Here is a 21,510-nt window from a genome sequence, read left to right as displayed (position 1 = left end):
CGCGACTGATGGCCGGCCGCGCGCCGGACGGGCCGCAACTGCTGCGCAACTTCGTCGGCGGCGCGTTCGTCGCCGGCGGGACCACGTTCGCCAAGCACAGCCCGGTGACCGGTGAGCCGGTCTTCGAGGTGGTCGAGGCATCCCGGTCCACCGTGGACGACGCGGTGGCCGCCGCCCGGTCGGCGCTGCGCGGACCGTGGGGGCGGATGGGCGAGCGGGAGCGCGCCGAGGTGCTGCGCCGGGTCGCCGACGAGCTGGAACGCCGCTTCGACGACCTGGTCACCGCCGAGGTGGCCGACACCGGCAAGGCCATCGCCCAGGCCCGGACGCTGGACATCCCGCGCGGCGCGGCGAACTTCCGCGCGTTCGCGGAGATCGTGGCGACCGCGCCCACCGAGTCGTTCACCACGGTCACCCCGACCGGTGGTCGGGCGCTGAACTACGCGGTCCGCAAGCCGGTCGGCGTGGTCGCCGTGGTGGTGCCGTGGAACCTGCCGCTGCTGCTGCTCACCTGGAAGGTCGCCCCGGCACTGGCCTGCGGCAACGCGGTGGTGGTCAAGCCCAGCGAGGAGACGCCCGCGTCCGCGACGCTGCTCGCCGAGGTGATGGCCGCCGCCGGCGTACCGGCCGGGGTGTTCAACCTGGTGCACGGCTTCGGCCCCGACTCGGCCGGGGAGTTCCTCACCCGGCACCCGGGGGTGGACGCGATCACCTTCACCGGGGAGTCCGCGACCGGCGGCGCGATCATGCGGGCCGCCGCGGACGGGGTGAAGGCGGTCAGCTTCGAGCTGGGCGGCAAGAACGCCGGCCTGGTCTTCGCCGACGCCGACCTGGACGCCGCGGTGGCCGGCTCGGTGCGGTCCAGCTTCACCAACGGTGGGCAGGTCTGCCTCTGCACCGAACGCCTCTACGTGCAGCGCCCAGTCTTCGAGGAGTTCACCGCCCGGCTGGCCAAGCGGGCCGGCGAGCTGGCGTACGGGTGGCCGGCCGACGAGGCGACGGCGAACATGCCGCTGATCTCGCAGCAGCACCGGGCCAAGGTGCTCGGCCACTACGAGCTGGCCCGCGCCGAGGGCGCCGAGGTGCTCACCGGCGGCGGCACGCCCACCTTCGGCGATGCCCGCGACGGCGGGTCGTACGTGCAGCCCACGGTGCTCACCGGGCTCGGCCCGGACGCCCGCACCAACCGTGAGGAGATCTTCGGCCCGGTGGTGCACGTCGCACCGTTCGACGCCGAGGACGAGGCGTACGCGCTGGCCAACGGCACCGAGTACGGCCTCGCGGCGACGGTGTGGACCCGGGACGTGGGCCGGGCGCACCGGGCCGGCGCCCGCCTCGACGCCGGCATCGTCTGGGTGAACACCTGGTTCCTGCGCGACCTGCGCACCCCGTTCGGCGGGGTGAAAGCGTCCGGCATCGGTCGCGAGGGCGGCGTGCACTCGCTGGGCTTCTACTCCGAACTCACAAACGTCTGTCTGGACCTGTCATGAGAGCTGACATCGAGGCCGCGAACCGTGAGCTGGCCGACGCCCGCAGCAGTGGCAAGCCGTGCCCACCGCTGCGCGGCCGGCTGCTGCCCGAGGGTGACGTCGAGTCCGCGTACCGCGTGCAGCAGCTCCAGGCGCGGGCCTGGCAGGGTCGTGGCGAACGCCGGGTCGGCGCGAAGATCGGGCTGACCTCCCGGGCGGTGCAGGAGAGTCTCGGGGTCTTCGAACCGGACTTCGGGATGCTGACCGACGCGATGGCGGTCGACGACGGGGCCGAGGTGGCCATCGACCGGCTGCTCCAGCCCCGGGTCGAGGCGGAGATCGCCTTCGTGCTCGGCGCGGACCTCACCGACGAGCGGGTCACCACCGTCGACCTGGTCCGGGCCGTCGACCACCTGCTGCCGGCGATCGAGATCGTCGACTCGCGGATCGCCGGCTGGGACATCTCCATCGTGGACACCGTGGCCGACAACGCCTCCAGCGGGCTCTTCGTGCTCGGCACCACGCCCCGCCGGCTCGCCGACGTCGACCTGCGGCTGTGCGGGATGGTGCTCGAGCACGCGGGGGAGCCGGTCTCGGTGGGCGCGGGCGCGGCCTGCCTGGGCAACCCGCTGCACGCCCTGCGGTGGCTGGCCGCCACCCTGGCCCGCGCCGGCGACCCGCTGCGCGCGGGCGACGTGGTGCTCTCCGGGGCGCTCGGGCCGATGGTGCCGGTCACCCCCGGCGCGGCGTACGAGGCCCGCATCTCCGGGCTGGGCTCGGTGCGTACCTGCTTCTCCATGGAGGGAACCTCATGACGGTCGGGGTGGCGGTGCTCGGTTCCGGCAACATCGGCACCGACCTGATGATCAAGGTGCTGCGGCTCAGCAGCGAGCTGCGGATGGTGGCCATGGCCGGCATCGACCCGGCCTCCGACGGCCTGGCCCGGGCCCGCCGGCTCGGCGTGGCCACCACCGCCGAGGGCGTGGACGGCCTCGTCGCGCTGCCCGAGTTCGCCGACGTGGAACTGGTCTTCGACGCCACCTCGGCCGGCGCGCACCGGCGCCACGACGAGGTGCTGCGCGCGCACGGCCGCACCGTGGTCGACCTGACCCCGGCCGCGCTCGGCCCGTACGTGGTGCCGCCGGTCAACCTGGACGAGCACCTGCACGAGCCGAACGTGAACATGGTGACCTGCGGCGGGCAGGCGACGGTGCCGATCGTCGCCGCGGTGCGCCGGGTCACCCCGGTGGTGTACGGCGAGATCGTCGCCTCGATCGCGTCCCGCTCGGCGGGGCCGGGCACCCGGGCCAACATCGACGAGTTCACCGAGACCACCGCCCGGGCCATCGAGGTGGTCGGCGGCGCCGAGCGCGGCAAGGCGATCATCGTGCTCAACCCGGCGGAGCCGCCGCTGCTGATGCGCGACACCGTCTACTGCCTGTGCCCGGACGCCGACGCTGACACCGACGCCATCGCCGCCTCGGTGGCCGACATGGTGGCCAGCGTGCGGGAGTACGTCCCCGGCTACCGGCTCAAGCAGGACGTGCAGTTCGATCGGGTCGACGCGTACCTGCCGTCGCTCGGCCGGCGCGTGGTCGGCCTGCAGGTGTCGGTCTACCTGGAGGTCTCCGGCGCCGGGCACTACCTGCCGGCGTACGCCGGGAACCTGGACATCATGACCTCCGCCGCGCTGCGTACCGCCGAGCGGCTGGTCGCCCTGCGGCGCTCGACCACGACGGAGGTGGCGGCCCGATGACCGACCTCTACATCCAGGACGTGACGCTGCGCGATGGCATGCACGCCATCGCCCACCGGTACACCGTCGATCAGGTGCGCGCCATCGCCGCGGCGCTGGACGCCGCCGGGGTGGCCGCGATCGAGGTCGCGCACGGCGACGGGCTCGCCGGCTCCAGCGTCAACTACGGCCACGGCGCGGCCAGCGACGCCGAGTGGATCTCCGCCGCCGCCGAGGTGCTGACCACGGCGAAGCTGACCACCCTGCTGCTGCCCGGCATCGGCACCATCGCCGACCTGAAGGCGGCGAAGGCGCTCGGGGTGACCAGCGTCCGCATCGCCACCCACTGCACCGAGGCCGACATCTCCGCCCAGCACATCTCCTGGGCGCGGGAGAACGGCATGGACGTCGCCGGGTTCCTGATGATGTCGCACATGAACGACCCGGCCGGGCTGGCCGGGCAGGCGAAGCTGATGGAGTCGTACGGGGCGCACTGCGTCTACGTCACCGACTCCGGCGGCCGGCTGCTGATGTCCGACGTGGCGCAGCGGGTCGACGCGTACCGGCAGGTGCTCGACGCCGACACGCAGATCGGCATCCACGCTCACCACAACCTGTCGCTGGGGGTGGCCAACAGCGTGGTCGCGGTCGAGCACGGCCGGATCTCCGGGTCCGCGCCCGCCGGTCCCGACGTGGCGCACGGCCGGACCGTCCGCGTCGACGCATCCCTCGCCGGCATGGGCGCGGGCGCCGGCAACGCCCCGCTGGAGGTCTTCGTCGCCGTCGCCGAGCTGCACGGCTGGAAGCACGGCTGCGACGTGTTCGCGCTGATGGACGCGGCCGACGACGTCGTCCGCCCGCTGCAGGACCGGCCGGTCCAGGTCGACCGGGAGACGCTCTCCTTGGGGTACGCCGGGGTCTACTCCAGCTTCCTGCGGCACGCCGAACGGGCCTCGGCGAAGTACGGGGTGGACGTCCGCTCGATCCTGGTCGAGCTGGGCCGGCGTCGGATGGTCGGCGGCCAGGAGGACATGATCGTGGACGTCGCACTCGACCTGGCCGGCAAGGAGCAGTCATGATCGGACCGGACGTCGCGGGGATCGCCGAGAAGCTGGGCGCGGCCGCCGACAACGCCACGGCCATCCCGCAGATCGCCGCCGAGGTCGGGCTGGACGTGTCGACCGCGTACGGGGTGCAGGCCGCGCTCGTTCAGCGCCGGCTGGCGCGGGGCGAGCGGCTGGTCGGGCTCAAGATGGGGCTGACCAGCCGGGCGAAGATGGCCCAGGTCGGCGTGGACGAGGTGATCTGGGGCCGGCTCACCGACGCGATGCGGGTGCCCGACGGCGGCACCGTGGACCCGGCGGCGTACATCCACCCCAGGGTGGAGCCGGAGGTGGCGTTCCTGCTGGACCGGCTGCCCGAGCCGGGGGAGCCGGTCGGCGACTTCACCGACGCGGTCCGTGCGGTCGCCCCGGCCATCGAGCTGATCGACTCCCGGTACGCCGACTTCCGGTTCTCGCTGCCGGACGTCATCGCCGACAACACCTCGGCCGCCGCGTTCGTGATCGGGCCGTGGTCGCCGGTGCCGGACGGGTTGGACAACCTCGGCGTGCTGTTGGAGATCGACGGGCGGGTGGCGCAGGTCGGCTCCACCGCGGCGATCCTCGGCGATCCGCGTCGTGCCCTCGACGAGGGCATCCGGTTGGCCGGCCGGCACGGGGTGCGGCTGCGCGAGGGCTGGGTGTTCCTCGCCGGCGCGGCCACGGCGGCGGTGCCGCTGCGTCCGGGTGCCCACGTCCGTGCGGTCGTCGAGAAGCTCGGAACGGCTTCGTTGCGGGCGGCGGCGTGACCGGGGGCGCGCGGGTGGTGGCCGGGAAGGCCGTGCCCCGAGGCGCGTTCCCGCACGTCAAGGTGGCGGGCGGGTTCGTCTTCGTCTCCGGTACGTCGTCCCGGCGGCCGGACAACAGCTTCGCGGGCGTCGAGGTGGACGAGTTCGGTACGACGAACCTCGACATCCGGGCGCAGACGCGGGCGGTCATCGGGAACGTCCGGGATCTGCTGCGCTCGGTCGGCGCCGACCTCGCCGACCTCGTCCAGGTGACCAGCTACCTGGTCAACATGAACGACTTCGGTGGTTACAACGAGGTGTGGGCGGAGTTCTTCGACGCGACCGGGCCGACCCGCACGACGGTGGCGGTGCACCAGTTGCCGCACCCGCACCTGCTCATCGAGATCCAGGCCGTTGCCCTTCTCCCCTCCGGAGGTCAGTCGTGAGTGAGATCGCCGAGCCGTTCAGCTTTCCCGGCTGGATCGCCGACAACCAGCACCTGTTGAAGCCCCCGGTGGGCAACAAGGAGATGTTCCCCGGCGGGGACGACTTCATCGTGATGGTGGTCGGTGGGCCCAACCAGCGCACCGACTTCCACGTCGACCCGTACGAGGAGTTCTTCTACCAGGTCAAGGGCAACATGCACGTCAACCTGATGACCCCGGAGGGTCCGCGTACGGTGCACGTGCGCGAGGGTCAGATGTGGATGTTGCCGCGCAACACCCCGCATTCGCCGCAGCGGCCGGAGGCCGGCTCGATCGGTGTGGTCGTCGAGCGGGTCCGCGAGGAGGGCACGCTGGAGAAGTTCCAGTGGTACTGCCCGGAGTGCGGGCACAAGGTGCACGAGGTCGAGTTGCAGGTCCGCGACATCGCCGCCGACCTGCCGCCGGTCTTCTCGGCGTTCTACGCCGACGAGTCGGCGCGTACCTGCGCCAACTGCGGCGCGCTGCACCCGGGCAGGGGCTGATGCGCGAAGGCGTGGTCGACGTGCACACCCACGTCGTACCCAAGGGGTGGCCGGACCTCGGCGCCGCGTGCGGGGGGTCCGGCTGGCCGTGGCTGCGGGTCGACTCCGAGCGCGCCGCGATGATCATGGTGGGGGAGACGGAGTTCCGACCGGTCGGCGCCGAGTGCTGGGACGCCCCGACCCGGCTGGCCGACATGGACGCCGACGGCATCGACGTGCAGGTCGTCTCGCCGACCCCGGTCTTCTTCGGCTACGACCGCCCGGCCGGCCAGGCGGCGAAGGTGGCCCGGATCTTCAACGACCTGACCCTGGAGGTCACCGCGGCCGGTGGCGACCGGCTGGTGCCCTTCTGCCAGGTGCCGTTGCAGGACCCGGACGCCGCCTGCGCGGAGCTGGACCGCTGCCTCGCCGCCGGGCACGTCGGGGTGGAGATCGGCAACCACGTCGGCGACCGGGACCTGGACGACGCCGGCGTGGTCACCTTCCTGCAGCACTGCGCCGAGGTGGGCGCGCCGGTCTTCGTGCACCCGTGGGACATGCCCGGCGGGCCCCGGCTGGACCGGTGGATGGCCCGCTGGCTCACCGGGATGCCCGCCGAGACGCACCTGTCGGTGCTGGCGCTGATCCTCGGCGGTGTCTTCGACCGGGTGCCGGAGACGCTGCGGATCTGCTTCGCGCACGGCGGCGGCAGCTTCCCGTTCTGGCTCGGCCGCGCCGACAACGCCTGGCAGCGCCGGGGCGACCTGGTCCGGGGCGCCTCGGCCGCGCCGCCCAGCAGTTACGTCGACCGGTTCAGCGTCGACTCGGTGGTCTTCGCCCCGGCCGCGCTGCGGCTGCTGGTCGACACGATGGGGGAGGACCGGGTGCTGGTCGGCAGCGACTACCCGTACCCGCTCGGCGAACGCCCGGCCGGCGCGGTCGTCCGTGGGGCCGACTTCCTGACCGACGACCAGCGCGACAAGCTGCTCTCCCGCAACGCGCTGCGCTTCCTCGGCCGACCGGGTATGTGAAGGCGGAGTGGGCATCCTGTTGTGAGCCCTGGGCTGTCGTGTCGCGCGGCAACGGCCGGTCGGAGCGGGCAGGATGACGTCATGGCCGAGCCGCACGACCTGACCGCGTTGGAGCAGGCCGCCGCGATCGCTCGCGGTGACCTGTCCAGCGCCGAGCTGGTCGAGCATCACCTGCACCGGGTGGCCGCGCTGGGCCACACCGTGGGCGCGTTCGTCACGGTCACCGCCGAGCTGGCCCGGCAGGCCGCGCGGGCGGCGGACGCGGTACCCGCCGAGCAGCGCGGTCCGTTGCACGGCGTGCCGACCGCGATCAAGGACCTGACGCTCACCGCCGGGGTCCGCACCACCTTCGGTTCGGCCGCCTTCGCCGACTTCGTGCCACCGGTCGACGCCGACGTGGTCCGCTTCATCAAGGCCGCCGGCCTGGTCAGCCTCGGCAAGACCACCACCAGTGAGCTGGGCTGTTCGCTCTACTCCGAGGGCCGGGTCGCGCCTCCGGCCCGCAACCCGTGGCAACTGGCGTACACCGCCGGCGGGTCCTCGGGCGGCGCGGCGGCGGCCGTGGCGGCCGGGCTGGTGCCGATCGCCCAGGGCTCCGACGGTGGCGGCTCGCTGCGCATCCCCGCCTCCCTGTGTGGCCTGGTCGGCTACAAGCCCAGCCGGGGCCTGGTCTCCGGCGGGCCTCTCGGTTCCGGCGCCTTCGGCCTGCCCACCAGCGGGCCGCTCGGCCGGACCGTCGCCGACGTCGCCGCGCTGCTCGACGTGCTGGCCGTGCCGGTGCCCGGAGAGCCATACCTGCCGCCCGTCGCGCCGCCCGGCGGCTACCTGGCCGCCGCCCGCCGGGCCGCGCCCGGCCGGCTGCGCGTCGGCCGGTTCACCACCCCGATGCTCGCCGACGAGCCGGTCCACCCGGACTGCGTCGCCGCCGTGGACCGCGCCGCCGAGCTGCTCACCGCCGCCGGCCACGAGGTGGTCGAGGTGCCCGCGCCGCTCGGGCCGGAGGCGTGGCCACTGTTCGAGATCATCTGGTACGTGCTGGCGCTCGCCCCGGTGCCGCCGCAGCGCGAGGCGGAGCTGCTGCCGCTGACTCGGCTGCTGCGCGCCCGGGGCGCCGAGATCTCCGCCGGCACCCTGGCCGCCACCCTGGGCGAGCTGCAGGCGCAGGTCCGCCTGGGCGCCCGCCGTACCGCCGGCTGTGACCTGCTGCTCTGCCCCACCCTCGCCGCCCCGCAGGCGCCGGTCGGCTGGTTCACCGCCGACGGTGACCCGGCAGCCGATTTCGACCGGCAACGCCGCTTCTCGCCGTACTGCGCCATCTTCAACGTCACCGGCGACCCGTCCGTGTCCCTGCCGCTGGGCGTCACTACCGACGGACTGCCGGTCGGGGTGCTGCTCACCGGCCGGTACGGCGACGACGCGCGGCTGATCGCGACCGCTGCGGAACTGGAGCACTCCAGTGGCGGATGGGATCGGCACCCCGCAATCTGGCGGGCCGTCGACTCCGCTAACGTGAATGGCGACGGAGTCGGACGGTCGCCGTCATGATCGTCCATCCGACCCGGTTGTCTGAGGTCCTTCTTCCGCCTGGGGGCGTTGGGATTGTCTGTTACCGAGACGTTGCTGGTCTTCGTCGGCATCCCGGTGGCCGCGGTGCTGGTGATCGCCGGTCTGTCGTACGCCGGGAGTCGCGGCGGTGGTCGTGGCGGCGCCAAGCGCTACCGGCCGGGCCGGCCCTTCGACTTCACTCCGGTCTGGTTCCTGGGCCGCCCGGAGCAGCTGGCCGACTCGGCCGGCACCGCGCTGGCGGCCGGTGCGCAGGCGCCGGCGCTGACCAGCCACAAGCTTGAGCAGGCCAGCGTCGAGGCGCCGGCCGGTGGAACCGGAGGCGCAAGTGACCGTTGGTGAGAAGCAGGCCGGGCCGGGTAATCCGCCCGAGGTGCTGGACGGGCCGTTCTCGACCCGACAGCTGCTGCGCATCGACGAGGCGCTGCGCCTGGCCGACCGGGGCACCGGCCTGGTCTTCTCGGTCTTCGTCGGCGGCTTGGACGAGCCGATCCGGGAGCACGCCCAGCGGCTGCACCACCAGCTCGCCGACCCGGACCGCTCGGTGCTGATCGCCGTCTCGCCCAACCAGCGGCAGCTGGAGATCGTCACCGGCCGGTACGCCCGCAAGCGCATTCCGGACACGTACGTCAAGCTCGCCGCGCTCTCGATGGTCGGCGCGTTCAGCGGGGGTGACCTGGCCGGCGGCATCATCAACGGCCTCGACCAACTGGCCAGCCACGCCGGCAAGGGCTGACCGCCCGCAGGTACGACCAAGCCCGGTCCGCGTCAGCGGACCGGGCTTGGGTGTGTTGGGGCGGGCTGCTGCGGAAGATCTTGGAAGAACGCGCCCGCCGTCAACGCGGCCAGCTGCTCGGGGCCAGGGTCATCGGCCAGGGCTCGTCCACGCTCACCGGGTCGTCCGGCCCCACCGTGCCCAACAGCTCGTAGTGCTCACCCTTGCCGAGCCGGTAGCGGTACACCACCGGGCCGAAGTCGCCCCGTTCCACCCGCCAGTAGTGGGTGATGCCCGCTTCGGCGTAGAGCGCCGGCTTGGTGAACCGGTCGTGGCGACGGCTGCCCGTCGACTCGACTTCGAGGACGAGCGCAATGTCCGCCGGATCAGCCCACATCCGCTCGCGCGGTGCCCCCGGCCGCAACGCCGTCAGGTCCGGGATGAGGTTGCCGCCTGGCACGCGCACTCCGATTTCCCGGATCACCCGCCAACCGGACGGCGCCGCTTGGCGCAATGCCATTCGGATCTCGTCGGCGAGCTCGTGGTGCTCGGGACCGGCTGGAGGGGTCACGTGCAAGCTCCCGTCGATGACCTCGTAGCGGTTTCCGTCGGTGGGCAGGTCGAGCAGGTCCTGCTCGCGCCATCCCCGATCCGGTGGGTGCCACTCGTAGGTCGGGTGTGCCATCACGTTCACCTCCTCCCGCCACGATAACGCCCGCGGCCGGCGTGGGCTGACACCCGCGCCGGCCCCGGCCGTGTACCACCTGCTCAGGCGCTCTGGGCGTCCTTCGCGCGGGCCTTCAGGGCACGGACCACGCCGTCGCGGCCCTCGGCGACCAGCCGGCGCAGCGGGCCCGGGTGCCCGTCGCCCGCCAGGAACGCGTCGGTGGCCGTGACCGTGTCGTCCTCCACCAGGTAGGCCGGGTAGGCCAGCTGTGCGAACTCCTGCGCCGGCTCGCTGTCCCGGCTGGCCCACACCTGCGCGACCGCGGCGAAGTACCGCTCCCGGTAGGGCGCGATCAGCTCCACCTGCGTCGGGTGGCTGAAGCCCTGCAGCAGCGCCCGGTGCCGCCAGTTGGGCAGCGCGTCCGGCCCGGTCAGCTGGGCCCAGACGGCGGCCTTGTTCTCCGCCGTCGGCACCAGCGCGTGCACGTACGCCGCCTCCCGCTCGCCGCTGGCGGTGCGGTCGCCGGCCAGCTCCGCCTCGATCTCGGCGGTGCCGGCGGCGCCGTTGGCCACCAGCGCGCCGAGCACCGCCCAGCGCAGTTCCGTGTCGACGGTCAGCCCGGCCGGCACGCCGGAGCCGTCCAGCCAGCCGCGCAGGGTGGCCAGGTCCTCCTCGGAGCGTGCGGCGGCGGCGTACGCGCGGGCCCAGGCGAGCTGGAAGCCGCTGCCCGCCTCGGCGGCGGCGAGGGCGTCCTTCGCGGTGCGGGCCAGCCCGGCCCAGCCGGTCGGCGCCCACGCCGGGTCGGCGTAGAAGGTGAGCGCGGTGGTGGCCTGCCGCAGCGTGGCGGTCACCAGGTTGATGTCGGTCTCGGCGGGCAGCCCGGCCAGCACCAGCGCCACGTAGTCGCGGGCGGCCAGCTCGGCGTCGCGGATCATGTCCCACGCGGCGGTCCAGCACAGCGCCCGGGCCAGCGACGACTCGAAGCCACCGATGTGCTGCACCACGGTGGCCAGCGACCGCTCGTCCAGGCGCAGCTTGGTGTAGCTCAGGTCGTCGTCGTTGAGCAGCAGCACGTCGGCCGCCCGGACGCCGTTGAGCTGCGTCAGGTCGGTCCGCTCGCCGGTCACGTCCACCTCGTGCCGCTCGCGGCGGACCAGCCGCCCGTCGGTCAGGTCGTACAGGCCCACGCCGATCCGGTGGGTACGCAGCGTCGGGAAGTCGGTCGGCGCCTCCTGCCGGACCGCCACCCGCTGGTACGTGCCGTCGGCGCCGATCTCGACCTCCGGCCGCAGCGTGTTGACCTGGGCGGTCTCCAGCCACTGCGCGGCGAACTTGCGCAGCTCCCGGCCGGAGGCCGCCTCCAGCTCGGTGAGCAGGTCGTCGAAGGTGGCGTTGCCCCAGGCGTGCTTGCCGAAGTACGCCCGCAGCCCGGCCACGAACGGCTCCTCGCCCACGTACGCGACGAGCTGCTTGAGCACGCTGGCGCCCTTGGCGTAGGTGATCCCGTCGAAGTTGACCTCGACGGCCTCCATGTCCGGCATCTCGGTGTAGACCGGGTGCGTGGAGGAGAGCTGGTCCTGCCGGTAGCCCCAGTTCTTGCGGATGGACAGGAACGTCGTCCACGCCTCGGTGAACCGGGTGGCGTTGGTGTTGCACCAGTGGCTGGCCCACTCGGCGAACGACTCGTTGAGCCACAGGTCGTTCCACCAGCGCATGGTGACCAGGTCGCCGAACCACATGTGGGCCAGCTCGTGCAGGATCGTGTTGGCCCGCTGCTCGTACTCGAAGTCGGTGACCTGCGAGCGGAACAGGTAGTGCGACTCGGCGTGCGTGACGCACCCGAAGTTCTCCATCGCGCCGGCGTTGAAGTCGGGCACCCAGAGCTGGTCGTACTTGGGCAGCGGGTAGCGCACCCCGAACTTCTCGTGGAAGAAGTCGAACCCCTGCTTGGTGATCAGGAACAGGTCGTCGGCGTCCAGGTACGGCGCCATCGACGCCCGGCAGAACGCGCCCAGGTCGATGCCGTCGTGGCTGTCGCGCACCTCGTGGTACGGGCCGGCGCAGAGCGCCGTGATGTAGGTGCTCATCCGGGGCGACTCGGTGAAGTGGACGGTCTTGCGCGCCTCACCCGCCGGCTCCTCACGCTGCACCGGCATGTTCGACACCACCCGCCAGTGCGCCGGCACCGTGGCGTGCCAGGTGTAGACGCTCTTCAGGTCGGGCTGGTCGAAGCAGGCGAACACCCTCTGCGCGTCGGCCGTTTCGAATTGGCTGTAGAGGTACGTCTCGCCGTCCACCGGGTCGACCGTGCGGTGCAGGCCCTGCCCGCTGTTGGAGTAGCCGAAGTCCGCATCGACCACCAGGGTGTTCTCGGTGTCCAGGCCGGACAGCGTCAGGCCCTTCTCGGCCGACCAACCGGACAGGTCCACCGGCGCGCCGTTCAACGTCGCGGACCGCACCGACTCGGCGGCCACCTCGATGAAGGTGCTCGCGCCCGGCTCGGCGCAGCGGAACCGGACCTCGGTCGTGGACCGGAACGTGCGACCGTCGGCCGCCAGCACGGCGGTCGACAGGTCCAGACTGATGTCGTACCCGGTCACATCGAGCAGTCGGGCCCGCTCGGTCGCCTCGACCTGCGTCAGGTTGCGCACTCCCGGCACTGTTCGTCTCCATCCCACATCTCGCCGTACGCCGCAGCGGCGCCCGTCGCCGACCGCTCAAGGCGGCCAGCTCGGATCCGAGTCTTCCACGTGCTGCCAGGCGGCGGTGGCCGAGGTCACGCTCTCGTTCCGGTGTCGGCGGACGCCCCCGGGGGTGAAGATTCGGATGAGACGCCGGACTGCCGGCGCCCGCCTGTCGCGAAGGGACTCCACCGTGACCGAACGTGTCGCCGTTGACATGTGGTTCGACCCGATCTGCCCGTGGGCGTGGATCACCTCCCGCTGGCTGCTGGAGGTCGAGCAGGTCCGGGAAGTGGACATCCGCTTCCACGTGATGAGCCTGTCGGTGCTCAACGAGGGCCGGGACCTGCCCGAGCAGTACCAGGAACTGATGAAGAGCGGCTGGGGCCCGGTGCGGATGTGCATCGCCGTGGAGCAGCGGTACGGCTCGGACGCCGTCCGCAAGCTCTACACCGCCCTCGGCACCCGGATCCACCTCGGCAAGGAGCAGGTCGGCCCCGAGCTGTTCGCCGCCGCGCTGACCGACGCCGGCCTCGACCCGGCGCTGGCCGAGGCCGCCGCCGGCACCGAGTACGACGAGGCGCTGCGGGCCAGCCACGAGGCGGGCATGCGCCCGGTCGGCCAGGACGTGGGCACCCCGGTGATCCACGCGCCGGGTCCGGACGGCAAGCAGGTCGCGTTCTTCGGCCCGGTGATCACGCCGGCCCCGAAGGGCGAGGCGGCCGGCCGGCTCTGGGACGGCGTCCTGCTGGTCGCCGGCACCCCGGGCTTCTACGAGCTCAAGCGCACCCGCGACCTCGGCCCGATCTTCGACTGATGTGCAAGGAGGGGCCCCTTGTTAACGCCAGGCGTTAACAAGGGGCCCCTCCTTACCTCCAGACCCGCACCGCGCCCAGCTCGGCGTGTCGGGTCAGCAGCGGAGCCTGCCCCGTCACCGGGTGGCAGCCGGATTCGTTGGCCTGCATGTCCGCCGCAGCGACCCGCAGGGCCGCACCCCGCAGCTCGTGGAGGCAATCCCGATGGCCAAGCACCGTGCGTCCGGTGACGATCAGCTGACCCTGAAGGGGGTGACCGAGACTCCCGGTGCCGCCTACTGGTCGGTCGACGACTTCCGCTGGCCGGCGCTCCGCCCCGACCTACCCGCGCATCTGGCGGACCTGCTCGCCCCACCGATCGTGGTCGGCGTGGCCCGGGTGCCGGTCACCTCCCGACTGACCCCGCCGACCGGCTCCGCGCTGGTCCCGCCAGCCGATTTTCCGTCGGCCGCGCCGACCGACTTCCCGTCGGCCGCGCCGACCGACTTCCCGTCGGCCGCGCCGACCGACCTCGCGCCGTCCGACTCGCCGCCGGTCGCCGTTGGGCCGACCGCCCTCCCGCCGTCACCCGCCGGCACCGTCCCGGACGGGGCGCCCGCGCCGGCCGTACCGTCGGCGGCCGCGCCGGCCGAACCGATCCCGGCGCCGCCCGCCCCCCCGCGGCCGGTGCCGGCGCCGCCGCCGAACCCGCGGCCCGCCCCGACACCAGCGCCCGTGCCGGGCCCGCCCGCGGCGCCCCGCCGGAACACGGCCACCGGGCCGGCCGCGACCGGCCGGCGGTCCGGTGGACACGCCGGGGCCGGCCGGCACCGCCGGCAGAACGGCGCCGCCGGTCGCGCCGGTTGAGCGCTCCGCCGCTTTCATCTGGTGGACGCCACGCGGGTCCCCGTCGGCAGCGACGCGGTCGCCGGTAGCGTCGCGGGCATGACGGTCGTACATCCGATCGCCCGGGCCTGGATCACCACGGGCGGCACCGGCGCGCAGAACTACGACGAGTTCGCCGACGACGCGGAGATCACCGCGATCATCGAGGCGAACCCGCACAGTGCCCTCGGCATCGAGATGCCGCACCGGGCGCCGGAGAGTCTCGGCAAATCGTTCCTGGACTCGCTGCCGGACGCGGTGGCCCGCCTCGCCGAGGCCAAGGCGGACGGCAGCTACACCCCCGCCGAACAGGTGGTGGTGCTCTACCGGATCAGCGCGCCGCAGGAGGAGTCGGCGTACGGCCTCTTCGCCCTGGTGGACACCGACCAGATCTCCACCCGCGCCGACGAGCCCGGGCTGGTCATCCGCAACGAGGACGTCTTCATCGCCAAGGTGCGCGAGCGGGTGGCGCTGGCCGAGGCGTTGGGGCACCTGCTCTCTCCCGTACTGCTGCTGCAGACCGGGCGCGGCGACGAGTTGCACGCCGCACTCGCGGCGGCGACCGACGCGGCCGGTGCGCCCGCCGCCACCGACACCGACCAGGCGGGGCGCACCCACGCCATCTGGCTGCTCGGCCCCGGCCCCGAGCAGGACGCGCTGACCGCGCTGGCGGGCGGCGGCGAGCTGGTGGTCGCCGACGGCAACCACCGCAGCCTGGCCGCGCAGACCGGTGGGCTGCCCCGGTTCCTGGCCGTGGTCACCACCCCGGGGTCGGTGGCCATCCAGCCGTACAACCGGCTGGTCAGCGAGCTGACCACCACACCGGCCGAGTTGCTGGACCGGCTGCGCGCCGCCGGCGCCCGGATCACCCCCATCGAGGGCCCGGTCGAGGTGCCGGCGACCGGTGGCACCGTGCATCTCCGGCTCGCCGGTGCCGGGTACGCGGTGACCCTGCCGCACGACGAGAGCGCCGCCCGACTGGAGAACCTGGACCACGCGCTGGTCGAGCGGCTGCTGCTGCGTGACGCGCTGGGGCTGGACCCGGGCGACAAGCGGATCACCTACGTCGGCGGCGACTACCCGGCGAGCTGGCTCACCCGGGAGGTCGACGCCGGCCGGGCCGAGCTGGCGATCCTCATCGCGCCGGTGACCGTGGACGACTTCGTGGCCGTGAACCTCGCCCGCGAGAAGATGCCGCGCAAGAGCACCTGGTTCACCCCGAAGGCGCGCGGCGGCCTGGTGGTGGCCGAGCTGTCGCGCTGAGCCCGTCCGGCTCTGTGACGAACCCGGCTCCGGGACGCCGCCCGCGCGGTGTCCCGGCCGGCGGCCTGACAGACTTCGGGGTATGCGCGTCTACCTGGGATCCGACCACGCCGGTTTCGAGTTGAAGGTGCACCTGGCCAATCATCTGGCCAAGCAGGGCTACGACGTGGTCGACGTCGGCCCGCACGCCTACGACCCGGACGACGACTACCCGACCTTCTGCCTGCACACCGGTGACCGGGTGGTGGCCGACGACACCTCTCTGGGGGTGGTCATCGGCGGTTCCGGCAACGGTGAGCAGATCGCCGCGAACAAGGTCGCCGGGGTACGCGCGGCGCTGGCCTGGAACGTCGAGACTGCCCAGCTCGCCCGCCAGCACAACGACGCGAACGTGGTCGCGGTCGGCGCCCGGCAGCACACGCTCGACGAGGCCACCGCCATCGTCGAGGCGTTCCTGGGCACCCCGTTCTCCGGAAACGAGCGGCACGCCCGGCGGATCGCCCAGGTGGCCGAGTACGAGCAGACCCGGCAGCTGCCCGTCCTGCCCTGACCGGAGCGGACGCGCGGTGCCGAACGCGGTCAGCGCGGCGAGCGGGGCAGCTCCTCGCGGGGCACCCAGTTGCGCCGGACGACCACCACCCGGGCTTCCGCCTCGGCGAGGTCGTCGTCGGTCGGCCGGGCCGCGTCCCGCGCCCGCAGCGCGGCGCTGAGGTCGACCTGGGACGAGCCGGAGCCGACCAGGCCCCGCAGCCCGCGCTCGCCGTCCCGGTCGTCGCCGCCGGGCCCCCGGCGGCGGGGTGGCTCGGCGCCGTCGTGCACGGGCGCCGTGGCCGCACTGGGCCCGTCGGTGCCCCGCCCGGCCGGGTCGGTGTCGCCGTGGTGGCGCAGTCGGCGCCGTCGTCGCTCCACGTCACCCATCAGCCGACCGTACCCCTCAGGTATCGGGATCCGACATCCTCGCGCCCGGCGGGCGGACGCGGTCGGCGACCGATGTGCCGGCTGGCTACCCTCGCTTCAGGCGGTGGTGGTGCCGTCGGTCAGGGGGAGGAACGAGATGGCAGACCAGACCCAGCCGTGGGCGGAGCGGACCGTGGAGGTGCCCCCGCAGGTCGGCGTGGGGGTGCCGCCGCAGCGGGACGGGTTCCGCCGCGGAGTGGCCTCGGTGGGTCAGCCGTCGCGCGAGCCACGCACCGAGCCGTTCCCGGTGACGCAGCAGGACCCGACGGGCACCGGCTGGCCGGACGCGCCGGCGCCCCGCCGGCCGCTGAGCTGGCACGTGGCGCAGCTGCGCCGGGGCGGGGAGTGGTCCGCGGCGGCGGGGCTGTTCGCCTTCGTCTGCTGGGGGATCTGGGCCCTCTCCGGGCAGGGCGACCTGACCGGTCCGCTGCTGGTGCTGGTGCTGAGCCTGCTGGTGGCGGTCGGCCTGTTCGCGCTCTCCCGGCTGCTCGGCCGGGTGGTGCTGGAGCGGCAGATGGGGCGCATCCGGCGCAGCGCGCGCGGCGCGCACCTGGTGACCGCGGTCTTCCTCGCGGGCCTTGGCGTCGCGTGGCTCCAGCAGACCGCCTGGGTGGTCTCCGCCTGGAACTGGATCTCGAACAACTGATCCGGGTACGCCCGGGCGGGCCGGCCAGCGCCGCCCGCCCGCGCGCCCGGTCGCGGCACGCCCGCGACCCCGGTCGTCTCCCCACCAGGCCGGCGGCTACTTACCCGGCCGGCCACGGTTCATCCGTGGCCGGCCGGCCCGGCTGCGCACCGGCCGGGTGACACGGCGGCGGGGGTCAGTGGGTGCCGCCGTGCCCCTCCGCGTCGGCACGCGGCGAGGCGACGCGGGCGGCGGGGTCCTCCACGCCCGGCTCGCCGCCGTCCGGGGCGACCATGCCGTCGTAGTTGTAGACCGGGCTGCCGTCGTGCTCCTTGGTGGTCCTGATGTAGCGGTGCATCATGCCGTCGATCTCGATCTCCACCAGGGCGCTGCCGCCGGTGTCGTGGGTGCTGCCGTCCTTGGGGCCGCCGATCAGGTGGGCCTGCGTGTTCGTGTCCATGCCGAAGCCCTACCCGGGGCGTCCCGGTGCAAAACGGATGGGGCGTCGGGGGCCGCACCGGGTGGCGCGGCCCCCGACGTGGTCAGCTGGTCGGTGCGGTGCAGGGCGCTCCGGCGCAGGTGTCCACGAGTTCGCCGGTGGCGAGGAACCGGGCGATCATCGCCCGGATCGCCGGTGAGTTGGCCGGGTGGCCGTGCGGGTCGAGGCCGGCGCGGGGCGGGACGTTGCCCGCCGGCGGGCGCCGGTGAACCGCTGTCCACCACCACCAGCGCGCTGCCGGCGTAGGGCAGGGCCGGTGCCGCCGGGATGTCCCAGAAGGGGCGTCCGCGCTGCGTCCGGACGCCAGCGCCGGGGTACGCAGCCGACCGAGGAAGAGGAAGTTCAGGAAGCCCTGCTGGGTGCGGTCCGGGATCGAGGCGAACTGCGAGAAGTCGCCGAGCGAGTAGATGACGTTGGGGACGTCCTCGGTGGCCATGCCGATCCAGGCGGTGGCGCAGAGCATCGTATTCGACTCGTTCGCGTACTGCCGCAGCCGGGACTGCTCGATCTCGAGCGGCGAGCCGAGCAGGCCGTGGCCGTAGAGCGCCGGCCGGGCCGGTGTCGCGGCGCTCGCCGAGCGGGGGATGTTGCAGTAGAACTTCGCCAGTTGGGTATCACGCCCTCCTGCTCGGGCAGCCCGTCGTCACCGGTGTTCAGCCAGGAGCCGGGTGGTCCGAGCGGGTTGTTCAGGTAGCTGGGCACCAGCACGGTCCCCTCGACCTGCCGCCGGATGTACGGGTCGCTCTCGGCGGGCCGGTCGGTGACGCCGTCGATGGTGACCGCTGGGGCGAAGATGCCGAGCCGGCGGAACGCCTCGTCGCGCATGTGGGCGATGCGTCCGGTCAGCCCGCGTCGGCTAGCGACGGTGAAGTCCCAGGCCAGGTCCAGCTCGCCGTGTCGACGCCGGCCGCGGCGAGCGAGCCGAGAGCCCGCTGCGTGTACTCCCAGCGGCGGTGCAGCGCCGGGTCGGCCGGGGGTGTGGGGGCACGCAGGAGAGTGAACGTCGCCGACGGAGCGACCGGAGCGCCGGTGGCGGTACGCAGCCGGCGCAGCCCGACGGCGTACCGGGTGTTCTCAGCCAGGTTGCGGGCCGGCCGGATGATCAGCGCCTGCCGGTCCGGCCGGTCGGCGGCCGTGGCGTCCAGCTCCGCCCAGTACGGCTGCCGTGCCCCGGTCCGGGTGTCGATCAGCACGATCGGGCGTCGGCGGCGAGCGAGCACGGGGGGCGCATCGGAACCTCCGGGAGGACGGGTTACCGACAGGTATCCGCCATGAGACACCTGAGAGCGACATACGTCAATGTCTCGGTGGCTCGTCCCGTCCCGTGGCGCGGGGTGGCCGTACCGCCGCCGGCGATCGGCGGCGGCACGGCCCACCGCGGTCAGCCGGCAGCCGCCTCGGCGGCGGCGTAGTCGCGGGCGACCCGGACCAGCTCGACCAGCCCGCCGGCGTACTCCTGGGATTCGCCGTGCGCCTCGTCGAACGGCGGCTGGAAGCCGACGCCCTCCCACTCGCCGGTGGCCGGGTTCCACCGGTCGTTGCCGACCTCGAAGTCCCAGGCGAAGATGCCCAGCTCGTAGTAGAGCTGGTCGGCGGAGTTGCCCGCGGCCGAGTAGAGCACGTCCGCGACCGGCCCGGTCTGCGACGGCCAGGTCACGGTGCCCCGCTCCTGGGCGATGGCCCCCACGATCCGCCGGGCGCTGTCCAGGAACAGCTTCGACTCGTCGATCGACGGCCGGGGCAGGGTGACCCGCCCGTCCGCCTTGTACGCGCCGGGCGGCCACATGAAGTAGCCGCCGTAGGAGTGCACGTTCATCGCGAACTTGATGTTCGTGTGGGACTTCGCCAACGCGATGACGTTGCGGCTCTCCGCCTCGGACAGCTCGGCCGTGCCGGCGTAGTTGCCGGAGAGACAGTTGGCGCTGGCGCCCACGTACCCGTCGAAGAGCGACCCGACTGTGTAGTTGCGGTTGACGTCGACGCCCCACGAGTTGCGGAAACGCGGGTCCCGAGCGGACCCGGTGCAGTGGTTGACCAGGTTCTTGCGCTGCATGTTGAAGTCGTTGAACGAGTAGTTCGCGCCATCCGGGTTCACCGTCGGGATGACGAACACGTCGACCTGCTCCAGCAGCTCCCGGGTGGCCGGGTCGGTGCGGGCGTTGGCCAGCATCCGCTCGGCGAACTCGAGCGTCACCAGCGGGGTGGCCCACTCCCGGGCGTGCTCCTGGGAGTACGCCAGCACCCCGACCCGGGAGCCGTCCCGGTGTACGCCGAGGCGCAGCGCCTGCACCGTCCACGGCCGCGCCGGCACCTCGGTGCCCTGCAGGCCGTCGTCGAGCCGGGCCGGGCCGGCCACCGGCATCGGCAGCCCCGCCGAGCCGTCCTCGACGGTGGCGCGGAACCGGTTCGCCTGAGCCGCGTTGATCGCCGCGGCGACCTCGTCGGTGGTGCTCACCGTCTTGCCGGCGCCGTCGGTGGCCAGCGACACGGTGAGCACCCGGTCGCGGTAGCGGACGCTCAACGCCCGGTTCGGGCGGCCCGGGTCGACCGTGCGCACCTGGACGCCGTTCATGCCCTGGTCACCGAAGCGGACCGACTCGACCACCACGGCCGCCGCCGCCGGGTCGCCGAGGTACGCCACGGCGTTGCGCCGGTATCCCTGGGTCCGGTTCGGCAGGTCGATCACGTCGACCAGGTCGCGGTACTGGCGGGCCAGCCGCTTGATCCGCGCCTGGACGTCGATCGGCGTCAGGTACGCGTCGATGAAGTCCTTCTGGTAGCCGGCCGGCAGCGGCGGCGGGGCGGCGTTCGGCCAGAGCGCCGGGGTGACGGCCCGGCTGACCCCGCCCAGGCTGGACGTGGCGGTCACCTGGACCGGCCGGCTCGGCACCGGCTGGGGGAGGGCGTAGTGGTACTGGTACTCGCCGGAGTCCTCGAACCGGTAGAGGGGGAACGATCCGGTGGCACCGTCCGCGGTGCGCCAGCTGACGGTGATCTCCACGTCCGGGTCGTCCGTGGCGGTCGTGGCCACCTGGGTCTGCAGGAACGTCTGCCCGTTCGTGGTCCACCAGTACGCCTGCTGCACCAGCAGGGTGTCCACCGCGGTCGCGGTGGCGGTGCGCTGGTCGGCCGCCGGAGCGCGCAGCCCGGCGGTGGTACGGGCCTGCGCCGCGCGGACGCTGTCGGCGTAGTGCCGGCTGCCGTCGCCGGCGCGCTGCACCACCTGCACGGCGGTCGCGCCCTGCGCGGTCAGCTCGGCGAGCTGCGCGCCGGTCAGCACCAGGTCGACCAGGATCCGGTTGTCCCGGGAGCGGGGTCGGTTGGCGAGGTCGGCGCCGGCGGCGACGAGCCGGTCGAGCTGCGCCTGGTCGCGCAGCTGCACCCGGACCAGGGCGGTCTCCCCGGCGGCCAGGCTGATCGAGGGTGGGGCCGGATCGGCGGGCGCGGCCGCGCCCGGACCGGGATGGGACAGGACCGCGCTGATCAGGATCGCTGTGGTGGCGGCGGCCGTCCACCGTCGTCGGACGATCATGTGCCCTCCTGACGGAAGTCGATATGCACTGGCCCCCACACCAGTGCATTGATCGATGACTGTCAAGAGCTACTGCCCAGCAGCGACGGGTCGGCACTCAACGACGCCCGGACCGTGGTGGGCGCCTCCACGATCGACGGCATCTACAACTACCACGCCTTCGCGTGGACCGACGGGGTGATGACCGACCTCGGCGTCATCTACGACAACACGTACAGCGGGAGTTCAGCGTTGGGTGTCAACGCGAGCGGCGTCGTCGTCGGCGCCTCCCACGTCAACGCGACGGACCCCCGCACGCCTTCCGATACGCCGACGGGGTC

At 73.3% G+C, this 21,510-nt stretch carries 23 protein-coding genes and 2 pseudogenes; 18 read left to right on the top strand and 7 right to left on the bottom strand.

Going from position 1 to position 21,510, the window contains the following annotated elements:
- Nucleotides 1-8: 8 nt before the first annotated feature.
- From ACFOW4_RS00210 to ACFOW4_RS00160, 11 genes are all read left to right on the top strand, one after another.
- A complete protein-coding gene (locus ACFOW4_RS00210) occupies nucleotides 9-1,490 on the top strand; it encodes a 2-hydroxymuconic semialdehyde dehydrogenase (RefSeq protein ID WP_377523395.1) in 1,482 nt (493 codons plus the stop codon).
- Complete coding sequence (locus tag ACFOW4_RS00205) at nucleotides 1,487-2,284, top strand: 2-keto-4-pentenoate hydratase (RefSeq protein WP_377523345.1); 798 nt, start codon at nucleotides 1,487-1,489, stop codon at nucleotides 2,282-2,284. Before ACFOW4_RS00210 ends, ACFOW4_RS00205 begins: the two co-directional genes overlap by 4 nt.
- The gene (locus ACFOW4_RS00200) at nucleotides 2,281-3,225 is read left to right on the top strand and encodes an acetaldehyde dehydrogenase (acetylating) (RefSeq protein WP_377523344.1); all 945 of its coding nucleotides are present in this window, start codon (nucleotides 2,281-2,283) and stop codon (nucleotides 3,223-3,225) included. Before ACFOW4_RS00205 ends, ACFOW4_RS00200 begins: the two co-directional genes overlap by 4 nt.
- Entirely contained in the window at nucleotides 3,222-4,283 is a 1,062-nt protein-coding gene (gene dmpG / locus ACFOW4_RS00195; RefSeq protein ID WP_377523343.1) for a 4-hydroxy-2-oxovalerate aldolase, read from the top strand. Before ACFOW4_RS00200 ends, dmpG begins: the two co-directional genes overlap by 4 nt.
- Nucleotides 4,280-5,053 (top strand): 2-keto-4-pentenoate hydratase, encoded by a 774-nt coding sequence (locus ACFOW4_RS00190; protein WP_377523342.1) that lies wholly within the window; start codon nucleotides 4,280-4,282, stop codon nucleotides 5,051-5,053. The genes dmpG and ACFOW4_RS00190 overlap by 4 nt, the downstream gene beginning before the upstream one ends.
- A complete protein-coding gene (locus tag ACFOW4_RS00185) occupies nucleotides 5,050-5,478 on the top strand; it encodes a RidA family protein (RefSeq protein WP_377523341.1) in 429 nt (142 codons plus the stop codon). Before ACFOW4_RS00190 ends, ACFOW4_RS00185 begins: the two co-directional genes overlap by 4 nt.
- Nucleotides 5,475-5,999, top strand: a complete 525-nt coding sequence (locus tag ACFOW4_RS00180; protein ID WP_377523340.1) for a 3-hydroxyanthranilate 3,4-dioxygenase — start codon at nucleotides 5,475-5,477, stop codon at nucleotides 5,997-5,999. Before ACFOW4_RS00185 ends, ACFOW4_RS00180 begins: the two co-directional genes overlap by 4 nt.
- Complete coding sequence (locus ACFOW4_RS00175; protein ID WP_377523339.1) at nucleotides 5,999-7,009, top strand: amidohydrolase family protein; 1,011 nt, start codon at nucleotides 5,999-6,001, stop codon at nucleotides 7,007-7,009. Before ACFOW4_RS00180 ends, ACFOW4_RS00175 begins: the two co-directional genes overlap by 1 nt.
- 81 nt (nucleotides 7,010-7,090) lie before the next feature.
- Nucleotides 7,091-8,554 (top strand): amidase, encoded by a 1,464-nt coding sequence (locus tag ACFOW4_RS00170; RefSeq protein WP_377523338.1) that lies wholly within the window; start codon nucleotides 7,091-7,093, stop codon nucleotides 8,552-8,554.
- A 72-nt stretch (nucleotides 8,555-8,626) separates the two neighbouring features.
- Entirely contained in the window at nucleotides 8,627-8,914 is a 288-nt protein-coding gene (locus ACFOW4_RS00165) for a hypothetical protein (protein ID WP_377523394.1), read from the top strand.
- The gene (locus ACFOW4_RS00160; RefSeq protein WP_377523337.1) at nucleotides 8,901-9,308 is read left to right on the top strand and encodes a DUF5130 family protein; all 408 of its coding nucleotides are present in this window, start codon (nucleotides 8,901-8,903) and stop codon (nucleotides 9,306-9,308) included. Before ACFOW4_RS00165 ends, ACFOW4_RS00160 begins: the two co-directional genes overlap by 14 nt.
- A gap of 100 nt (nucleotides 9,309-9,408) precedes the next feature.
- On the opposite strand, the gene ACFOW4_RS00155 is transcribed toward ACFOW4_RS00160, so the two are convergent.
- Complete coding sequence (locus tag ACFOW4_RS00155) at nucleotides 9,409-9,972, bottom strand: Uma2 family endonuclease (protein ID WP_377523335.1); 564 nt, start codon at nucleotides 9,970-9,972, stop codon at nucleotides 9,409-9,411.
- A gap of 83 nt (nucleotides 9,973-10,055) precedes the next feature.
- Nucleotides 10,056-12,605, bottom strand: a complete 2,550-nt coding sequence (gene pepN, locus ACFOW4_RS00150; protein ID WP_377523334.1) for an aminopeptidase N — start codon at nucleotides 12,603-12,605, stop codon at nucleotides 10,056-10,058.
- A gap of 223 nt (nucleotides 12,606-12,828) precedes the next feature.
- Here pepN and ACFOW4_RS00145 point away from each other — a divergent pair, with 223 nt between their 5' ends.
- The 4 genes from ACFOW4_RS00145 to ACFOW4_RS00130 all read left to right on the top strand — a co-directional run bounded on the left by ACFOW4_RS00145 (nucleotide 12,829) and on the right by ACFOW4_RS00130 (nucleotide 16,127).
- Complete coding sequence (locus ACFOW4_RS00145) at nucleotides 12,829-13,452, top strand: disulfide bond formation protein DsbA (RefSeq protein ID WP_377523333.1); 624 nt, start codon at nucleotides 12,829-12,831, stop codon at nucleotides 13,450-13,452.
- Nucleotides 13,453-13,654: 202 nt separating this feature from the next.
- A complete protein-coding gene (locus tag ACFOW4_RS00140) occupies nucleotides 13,655-14,296 on the top strand; it encodes a hypothetical protein (RefSeq protein ID WP_377523332.1) in 642 nt (213 codons plus the stop codon).
- 78 nt (nucleotides 14,297-14,374) lie between these two features.
- Nucleotides 14,375-15,577 carry a DUF1015 family protein gene (locus ACFOW4_RS00135; RefSeq protein ID WP_377523331.1) on the top strand — a complete coding sequence of 401 codons (1,203 nt, stop codon included), beginning with the start codon at nucleotides 14,375-14,377 and terminating at the stop codon, nucleotides 15,575-15,577.
- Between the two features lie 82 nt (nucleotides 15,578-15,659).
- Nucleotides 15,660-16,127 (top strand): ribose-5-phosphate isomerase, encoded by a 468-nt coding sequence (locus tag ACFOW4_RS00130; protein WP_377523330.1) that lies wholly within the window; start codon nucleotides 15,660-15,662, stop codon nucleotides 16,125-16,127.
- 29 nt (nucleotides 16,128-16,156) lie between these two features.
- Here ACFOW4_RS00130 and ACFOW4_RS00125 read toward each other — a convergent pair whose 3' ends face one another.
- Nucleotides 16,157-16,495, bottom strand: a complete 339-nt coding sequence (locus ACFOW4_RS00125) for a hypothetical protein (RefSeq protein ID WP_377523329.1) — start codon at nucleotides 16,493-16,495, stop codon at nucleotides 16,157-16,159.
- 136 nt (nucleotides 16,496-16,631) lie between these two features.
- On the opposite strand from ACFOW4_RS00125, the gene ACFOW4_RS00120 reads away from it, so the two are divergent.
- Nucleotides 16,632-17,180 carry a hypothetical protein gene (locus tag ACFOW4_RS00120; protein ID WP_377523327.1) on the top strand — a complete coding sequence of 183 codons (549 nt, stop codon included), beginning with the start codon at nucleotides 16,632-16,634 and terminating at the stop codon, nucleotides 17,178-17,180.
- 175 nt (nucleotides 17,181-17,355) lie between these two features.
- Here the strand turns inward: ACFOW4_RS00120 and ACFOW4_RS00115 are convergent, their stop codons facing one another.
- The 4 genes from ACFOW4_RS00115 to ACFOW4_RS00100 all read right to left on the bottom strand — a co-directional run bounded on the left by ACFOW4_RS00115 (nucleotide 17,356) and on the right by ACFOW4_RS00100 (nucleotide 21,190).
- Complete coding sequence (locus ACFOW4_RS00115) at nucleotides 17,356-17,619, bottom strand: hypothetical protein (protein ID WP_377523326.1); 264 nt, start codon at nucleotides 17,617-17,619, stop codon at nucleotides 17,356-17,358.
- Nucleotides 17,620-17,701: 82 nt separating this feature from the next.
- Nucleotides 17,702-18,121, bottom strand: coding sequence for a hypothetical protein (locus ACFOW4_RS00110; protein ID WP_377523325.1), 420 nt, complete (start codon nucleotides 18,119-18,121; stop codon nucleotides 17,702-17,704).
- Nucleotides 18,122-18,500: 379 nt separating this feature from the next.
- The gene (locus ACFOW4_RS00105; protein WP_377523324.1) at nucleotides 18,501-18,878 is read right to left on the bottom strand and encodes a hypothetical protein; all 378 of its coding nucleotides are present in this window, start codon (nucleotides 18,876-18,878) and stop codon (nucleotides 18,501-18,503) included.
- A gap of 161 nt (nucleotides 18,879-19,039) precedes the next feature.
- A complete protein-coding gene (locus tag ACFOW4_RS00100; RefSeq protein WP_377523323.1) occupies nucleotides 19,040-21,190 on the bottom strand; it encodes a M14 family zinc carboxypeptidase in 2,151 nt (716 codons plus the stop codon).
- Nucleotides 21,191-21,238: 48 nt separating this feature from the next.
- On the opposite strand from ACFOW4_RS00100, the pseudogene ACFOW4_RS00095 reads away from it, so the two are divergent.
- A pseudogene (locus ACFOW4_RS00095) lies at nucleotides 21,239-21,376 on the top strand (hypothetical protein); the annotation flags it as partial.
- Nucleotides 21,355-21,501 (top strand): annotated as a pseudogene (locus tag ACFOW4_RS00090) (hypothetical protein); the annotation flags it as partial. The pseudogenes ACFOW4_RS00095 and ACFOW4_RS00090, both read left to right, overlap by 22 nt.
- Between the last annotated feature and the right edge of the window lie 9 nt (nucleotides 21,502-21,510).

Source organism: Micromonospora sp. GCM10011542 (assembly GCF_042650685.1).
Lineage (GTDB): Bacteria > Actinomycetota > Actinomycetes > Mycobacteriales > Micromonosporaceae > Micromonospora.
The sequence above is the reverse complement of the archived record's forward strand: the minus strand, read 5'-3'. Positions and strand labels throughout refer to the sequence as shown.